General features: G+C 68.1%; 7 protein-coding genes. 3 read left to right on the plus strand and 4 right to left on the minus strand.

What is annotated here, in order from left to right:
- Nucleotides 1-64 precede the first annotated feature (64 nt).
- The gene (locus tag NBRGI_RS19375) at nucleotides 65-940 is read right to left on the minus strand and encodes a hypothetical protein (protein WP_029898283.1); all 876 of its coding nucleotides are present in this window, start codon (nucleotides 938-940) and stop codon (nucleotides 65-67) included.
- A gap of 238 nt (nucleotides 941-1178) precedes the next feature.
- On the opposite strand from NBRGI_RS19375, the gene NBRGI_RS19385 reads away from it, so the two are divergent.
- A complete protein-coding gene (locus NBRGI_RS19385) occupies nucleotides 1179-1805 on the plus strand; it encodes a mycothiol-dependent nitroreductase Rv2466c family protein (RefSeq protein ID WP_029898285.1) in 627 nt (208 codons plus the stop codon).
- A 10-nt stretch (nucleotides 1806-1815) separates the two neighbouring features.
- Here NBRGI_RS19385 and NBRGI_RS19390 read toward each other — a convergent pair whose 3' ends face one another.
- From NBRGI_RS19390 to NBRGI_RS19400, 3 genes are read right to left on the minus strand one after another with little or no spacing between them, the layout of a single operon-like run.
- Nucleotides 1816-2523 (minus strand): metallophosphoesterase family protein, encoded by a 708-nt coding sequence (locus tag NBRGI_RS19390; protein WP_029898287.1) that lies wholly within the window; start codon nucleotides 2521-2523, stop codon nucleotides 1816-1818.
- A 5-nt stretch (nucleotides 2524-2528) separates the two neighbouring features.
- Nucleotides 2529-2798 (minus strand): BON domain-containing protein, encoded by a 270-nt coding sequence (locus tag NBRGI_RS49160; protein WP_029898289.1) that lies wholly within the window; start codon nucleotides 2796-2798, stop codon nucleotides 2529-2531.
- Nucleotides 2799-3362 (minus strand): nucleotidyltransferase family protein, encoded by a 564-nt coding sequence (locus tag NBRGI_RS19400; RefSeq protein ID WP_029898292.1) that lies wholly within the window; start codon nucleotides 3360-3362, stop codon nucleotides 2799-2801.
- Nucleotides 3363-3460: 98 nt separating this feature from the next.
- Between NBRGI_RS19400 and NBRGI_RS19405 the strand changes: the two genes are divergently transcribed.
- Both NBRGI_RS19405 and NBRGI_RS19410 read left to right on the plus strand, forming a co-directional pair.
- Nucleotides 3461-4231, plus strand: a complete 771-nt coding sequence (locus tag NBRGI_RS19405) for a beta-phosphoglucomutase family hydrolase (protein ID WP_029898294.1) — start codon at nucleotides 3461-3463, stop codon at nucleotides 4229-4231.
- On the plus strand, nucleotides 4228-6331 hold a 2104-nt coding region (locus NBRGI_RS19410), incomplete at its 3' end, for a glycoside hydrolase family 65 protein (protein WP_029898296.1). The genes NBRGI_RS19405 and NBRGI_RS19410, both read left to right, overlap by 4 nt.

Below are 6331 nucleotides of genomic sequence, written 5' to 3' on the forward strand. Positions count from 1 at the left end.
AGCCGAACCTGAGCCGGTGCCGGGATCTGCGGCTCCCCAGTGCGGTCCCCGGCCCAGGTTCTGCCTAGCCGCTGCCGCCGCGGTAGATCGTCGGCATGGAGCCGAGGTCGGCGAAGTGGAGTGTGTTCTGCCCGTCGGTGCCGAACCAGGCGACGTAGGTGACGCCGTTGACGGTCGCGACCGCGGGCGGCCAGGGGCTGGTATCGGCGAACTTCCACCGCTCGGTCTGCCCCTCGTTCAGGTTGTCGACACCGAAGAGGAAGTAGAGGTTGGTGTTCTTGCCGGTGTATCCCGCTACGTAGCGGCCGCCGAGGGAGAACAGATTCGGGCCGCCGATGAGCCGGTCGCTGAAGGTGGCGCGGCCGGGCGGCACGTTGACGCCGATATAGCGCGCGTTCAGATTGTTCGCACTGTCCATGCCCGTCCACGCCAGCAGCACGCCCTTGTCGGGCCGGATCACCAGTCCGGGTGTGTCCACGCTCTGCTCGGCAGGTTCGGGGCTGCGCCCGTACTGGCTGAACGGCGGATTCTGTGATTGCACCGCGTTGACCCGCAGATCGCGCTGGGCGGTGTAGGTCAACCACATCGAGACGTTGTCGGACTGCATCGCCGGCCCGCCGATCGGCGGTTCCAGCCACTGCCGGCGGTCGTGATAGTCGAGGCCGTTGTGCGACCACGCGAGCCACATGTTGCCGTCGGTGCGGGTATAGCCGAGGTAGAGCAGGCCGGTCTGTGCATGGGCGGCCAAGGCCGGGCGTTGCAGACTGAAATCCGCAGGCAGCGGTTTCGCGTCGACGACTCCGTCGGCTTCCATTCCCGACGCCGCGTACATGGTGCCGCTCTGCGTCGACCAGACCAGTACCAGCCGGTTGTCGAAGACCGTCAAGGCAGGCGCGGCGATCGGCTGATTCGACGGCCAGAGTGTGCGTCCGGTGAACATATGCTCCCCCAATCCCTTGCGATTCCGAGCTACTCGAGGGCGAGCGTAGGTACCGCCCGGCGGGAAGTCAGGGCTTTGTGTCGGCCAGCGGACCGATCGTCGCACGCCACGACAGCGGGTGCGGCGGTTGCGTGCGCGCGGTGCGGGCACCACGGGCGATTGCGCGCACCGTCGCCGCGACCTACGGTCGAGAGATGCGAAAGTTCCTGCCCGCCATGGAAATCCGGAAGGAGGTCGGTTGAGTCACGAGACGGAGCCGAGTCCTGCCCGGGTGGAATTCTATTTCGACCCGATCTGTCCCTATGCCTGGATCGCGTCCCGGTGGGTGCTGGAGGTGGAGAAATTCCGCCCGCTCGACCGCCGCTTCCGGGTGATGAGTCTTTCGGTGCTCAACGCCGATAATCCCGATCTGCCGGAGAAGTACCGGGCGCGCTTGGCCGACGGGTGGCCGCCGGTGCGGGCGGCGGCGGCCCTCGCGGCGCGCGATGACCCGACCCTGGTGGACCGCTACTACACCGAGTTCGGGACGCGTTTCCACCATGCGCGTATGCGCGACCGCAAGCAGATCATCGAGGAATCGCTGGCCGCCATCGGCGCTCCGCGAAGCGTCCTGGCGGCCGCGTACACCACCGAATTCGACGACGCGGTCCGCCGCAGCCACCGCCAGGCGACGGCGGCGGTGGGACCCGACGTGGGCACGCCGATCATCGAGATCGATGGCGCGGCGGTGTTCGGGCCGGTGCTGTCGTCGGTGCCCCGGGGACGGCGCGCGGTCGAACTGTTCGACGCCGTAACGGTATTGGCGGCGTGCCCCGCCTTCGCCGAGTTGAAGCGCGCGCGTACCGACGAATCCGAGCTGGGCTAGGCCGCCGCCGTCAGGCGATCTCGTAGATGGCGTAGGCGGCCCGGAGTACCGGTTGGGCCACATTGCGCACCCGGATCCCGCCAGGGGTGGTACCGCGCTCGGTCCCCGCGTGGGCATGGCCGTGTAAGGCCAGGTCGGCGGCGTGCGCATCGATGGCTTCGCCGAGCAGGTACGAGCCGAGGAACGGGTAGATCTCCCGCGGTTCGCCGTGCAGGGTGTCGCTGACGGGGGAGTAGTGGGTGAGCGCGATCGTGACATCGGTGTCGAGCTCGGCCAGCGCCGCGGCGAGCGAATCGGCCAGTGCGACGGTGTGGCAGGAGAAATCGCGCATCTGCCGCTCACCGAAGATGCTCGCGCACTTTCCGGCGAAACCCCCGCCGAAGCCTTTCGTGCCCGCGACGCCGAGGGTCCGGCCGTGCACGTCGAACGTGACGGAGCTGCCTTCGAGCACGGTGATACCGTGCTCGACCAGGAGCGCGGTGATCTCGTCTTCGGCGTCGCTGTGATAGTCGTGGTTGCCGAGCACCGCGACGACGGGCACGCCGAGTTCGGCGAATTCGGTCGCGACCACCTTGGCTTCCTCGACGGTCCCGTGGCGCGTGAGATCGCCTGCCAGCAAAAGGATATCGGCGTGCTCGGGCAACTCGCGCAGCGTCGGGCGCCACAGTCCGTGCGAGTCGACGCCGAGATGTACATCGCCGACGGCGGCTATCCGCATGCGGCTCAACTCCTTCCGGTGTCGACAGAGCCCAGGGCCTCGCTGACGCCGGGGCCGCCCGGCGGGGTGACCCGGACGTCGTTGTGGATGCGGGCCTGCGGAAGCTCTTCGCGGACCACGGTTTCCAACTGTCGTTTGCGTTCCGCGGTGGCGACTTCGCCGTCGAGGGCCACCACGTCGCCGCGGATCGTCACGTGCACACCGAGTTCCGCGGTGCGCGGGTCCTCGGCGAGGGCGCGGCGCAGGTGCGCCACCAGGTATTGCGGCTGCTCCATCTATTCCACCTTTCCGGTGTCGGTGATGCCGAGATCGTCGATCAGGCCGAGGAATGCCCTTGCGTAGGGCGAGCTTTCGGTCTGCGCGCGGGTCGCGGGCCAATCGATCTGCTCGCGCAGGTCACGCGCGATGTGCAGCAGCGGGGCGAAGTCGAGCCGGTGTGCATCGAAGACCAGCAGTTTGTCCACCATCAGATCGGTGCCGCTGACCACGGGCGCGGAGGTCGGGCCGATCCGCATCGGGGTCGCGCGGTCGAGCAGTTCGTCGGTGACGTCGCGGTAGTTCGGCCGGTAGATCACGTCTATCAAGACCTCGCCCGCGTAGACCTTGCGTAGCCAGTCCTCGGGCGGGTCACACACCCGCAGGCCGGCTTCGGCCAGGATGCGCACCGCTTTGTCGCAATCCTGCGGTTTGACGAAGATGTCGACATCGTGCTGCGAAGCCGGTCCGCCGCGCGCGTACACGGCGCAGCCGCCGGCCACCGCGAACTTGACATCCGCCGCGGCCAGCGCATTGACGGCTCGGGTCAGTGCGTGCAGCAGCTCATCGATCGTGGCGACCATGGTGGGGCGATACCCGGAAGGCGGTCGACTATGCGGTCCGCCGGCGTGGTCGCCCGCCACCCGGGTTTTCCGGTGGCGCAACGGGGTATCGCCCTGCTATGACCTCTGAAAGGGACGGCCGGGGTAGCCGCGTGGGTTTGCCCGATGCGATCTCGGTGGCGCTGTTCGATCTCGACGGGGTCCTGACCGATACCGCGGCGGTGCACCAGCGGGCCTGGCGGGAAGTGTTCGACGACTATCTCCGGGAACGCTGTGGGCCGGATTTCGTGCCGTTCTCCAGTGACGACTATCTGCGCTTCGTCGACGGCCGACCGCGTGCCGACGGTGTGCGGGAGTTCCTGCGGTCCCGCGACATCACGCTGCCGGAGGGCGAGCCGGACGACGAGCCGGGCACGCGAAGGGTGCACGCGCTGGGCAACCGGAAGAACAGTCTGCTGCTTTCGCTCATCGAGCGCGAAGGTGTCGACGTCTATCCCAGCTCGGTCGATTATCTGGCGGCGGTCCGCGCCGCGGGGCTGCGGGTGGCCGTGGTGACGGCCTCGGCCAATGCTGCTGCGGTGCTACAGGTCACGGGGATCGCCGGCAGTATCGACGTCCGGGTCGACGGCAACGATGTGGTCCGACTCGGCCTGCACGGAAAGCCCGCGCCGGACGGCTTTCTGGAGGCGGCCCGGCGCCTGGACGTGAAGCCGGACGCGGCAGCGGTTTTCGAGGATGCGGTGGCCGGGGTGGCGGCGGGGCACGCGGGTGGTTTCGGGTTCGTCGTCGGTGTGGATCGAGTCGGTGACGGCAGGCATCGGCAGGATTTGGTCGCGGCGGGCGCGGACGTCGTCGTGGCCGACCTGTCGGATTTGAAGGAGCAGCAGTGACCGCGGATTGTCGTGGCTTCGAGGTGGATCCATGGCAATTGCGGTGGTGCGGACTGGATCCGACCGCGTTGAAGCGCACGGAATCGATCTTCGCGCTGGCCAACGGGCACCTCGGCCTGCGCGGCGGCTTGGACGAGGGCGAGCCGGTCGGCGAGCCGGGCACCTATCTCAACGGCTTCTACGAGAAGCGCCGATTGCCTTATGCCGAAGTAGGTTACGGCTATCCGGAGCAAGGACAGACCGTCGTCAACGTCACCGACGGCAAGATCATCCGACTGCTCGTCGGCGACGAGCCGATGGATCTGCGCTACGGCCACACCGAGACCCACGAACGCGTGCTCGACTTCCGTTCCGGCACGCTGCGGCGCAGCACGGTGTGGACCTCGCCCACGGGCCGGTCCGTCCGGATCCGCTCGCAACGCCTCGTCTCGTTCACCGAGCGGGCCCTGGCGGCGATCCGCTACGAGGTCGAGCCGATCGACGACGATCTGGATCTGGTGATCCAATCGGATCTGCTCGCCAACGAACCGCTGGCGGCCCAGCACGGCGACCCGCGGGCCGCGGCAAGGCTGGACCGTCCGCTGGTGTCCGATTTCGCCGCGGCCCGGGACTTCCAGGCGGTGCTCGCCCACCACACCGCCCGCTCGGAGTTGCGCATGGCGGCCGCGATGGACCACGAACTGACCGCGACGGCCACGCCGCGATGCGCGATCCACGCGGAAGCCGACCTGGCCCGGTTGACCATCGCGGTCGATGTGGCCCGCGGCGATACCGTGTGCCTGACGAAATATCTCGCGTACGGCTGGTCCGGTCAGCGCTCGACCCCCGCGTTGCGCGCGCAGGTCGAAGCCGCGCTGGCCGCCGGTATGGAGACCGGATGGGACGAACTGCTCGAGCGCCAGCGCGCCTACCTGGACGACTTCTGGTCGAGTGCGGATGTCGAGATCGACGGCGATCCCGAGATGCAGCAGGCCGTGCGCTTCGCGCTGTTCCACGTGCTGCAGGCGGGGGCGCGCGGCGAGACCAGGGCGATCCCGTCGAAGGGGCTGACCGGCCCGGGCTACGACGGGCATTCGTTCTGGGACACCGAGACTTTCGTGCTTCCCGTACTCATCCACACGGTGCCGGCCGCCGCCGCGGACGCGCTGCGCTGGCGGCACACCACACTCGACCTGGCCAGGCAGCGGGCCCGCGAACTCGGGCAGCCCGGCGCGATGTTCCCGTGGCGCTCGATCAACGGCGAGGAGGGCTCCGGCTACTGGCCGACCGGAACCGCGGCGGTGCACGTCAATGCCGATATCGCCGATGCCGCCATCCGGTACGTCACCGCGACGGGCGACGAGCGCTTCGAACGGGAGTGTGGGGTGGAATTGCTGGTGGAGACCGCCCGTATGTGGACCGGTCTCGGCCACCGGGATTCGGGCGGAACCTTCCGGATCGACGGCGTCACCGGCCCGGACGAGTACTCGGCGCTGGCCGACAACAACATCTACACGAACCTGATGGCGCAGCGGAACCTGCGCGGGGCCGCTACCGCGTGCGCACGGCACCCTGACGTCGCGCGGCGTCTCGAAGTCTCGGCGGCCGAGATCGAACGCTGGCGTACCGATGCCGAGCAGACGGCGATGCCGTACAACGACGAACTCGGGGTACACGAGCAGTCCGAGGGGTTCACCCGCTATCTGCGCTGGGATTTCGCCGCGACTCCGGCCGATCGCTACCCCTTGCTGCTGCACTATCCGTATTTCGACCTGAATCGCAAACAGGTGATCAAGCAGGCGGACCTGACGCTCGCGATGTATTTGTGCCCCAACGCTTTCACGCCGGAGCAGAAGGTACGGAACTTCGACTACTACGAGGCGTTGACCGTCCGGGATTCGTCCCTGTCGGCCTGCGCCCAATCGATCCTCGCGGCGGAGGTCGGCAATCTGTCGCTGGCCTTCGACTACTTCGTCGAGTCCGCGCTCACCGATCTGCACGATCTGCACCAGAACGTCGCGAGCGGACTGCACATCGCCTCGCTCGCGGGCGCATGGAGCTGCTGCGTCGCCGGTTTCGGCGGCATGCGCGAGTGCGACGGCGAATTGCGTTTCGCCCCAA

This window comes from Nocardia brasiliensis IFM 10847 (assembly GCF_000710915.1).
Classification (GTDB): domain Bacteria; phylum Actinomycetota; class Actinomycetes; order Mycobacteriales; family Mycobacteriaceae; genus Nocardia; species Nocardia brasiliensis_A.

Bases quoted from the DNA above. Each gene is read 5' to 3' on its own strand.
- NBRGI_RS19375 (WP_029898283.1), bottom strand. From the start codon at position 940: ATGTTCACCGGACGCACACTCTGGCCGTCGAATCAGCCGATCGCCGCG.
- NBRGI_RS19390 (WP_029898287.1), bottom strand. From the start codon at position 2,523: ATGCGGATAGCCGCCGTCGGCGATGTACATCTCGGCGTCGACTCGCAC.
- NBRGI_RS49160 (WP_029898289.1), bottom strand. From the start codon at position 2,798: ATGGAGCAGCCGCAATACCTGGTGGCGCACCTGCGCCGCGCCCTCGCC.
- NBRGI_RS19400 (WP_029898292.1), bottom strand. From the start codon at position 3,362: ATGGTCGCCACGATCGATGAGCTGCTGCACGCACTGACCCGAGCCGTC.
- NBRGI_RS19405 (WP_029898294.1), top strand. From the start codon at position 3,461: ATGACCTCTGAAAGGGACGGCCGGGGTAGCCGCGTGGGTTTGCCCGAT.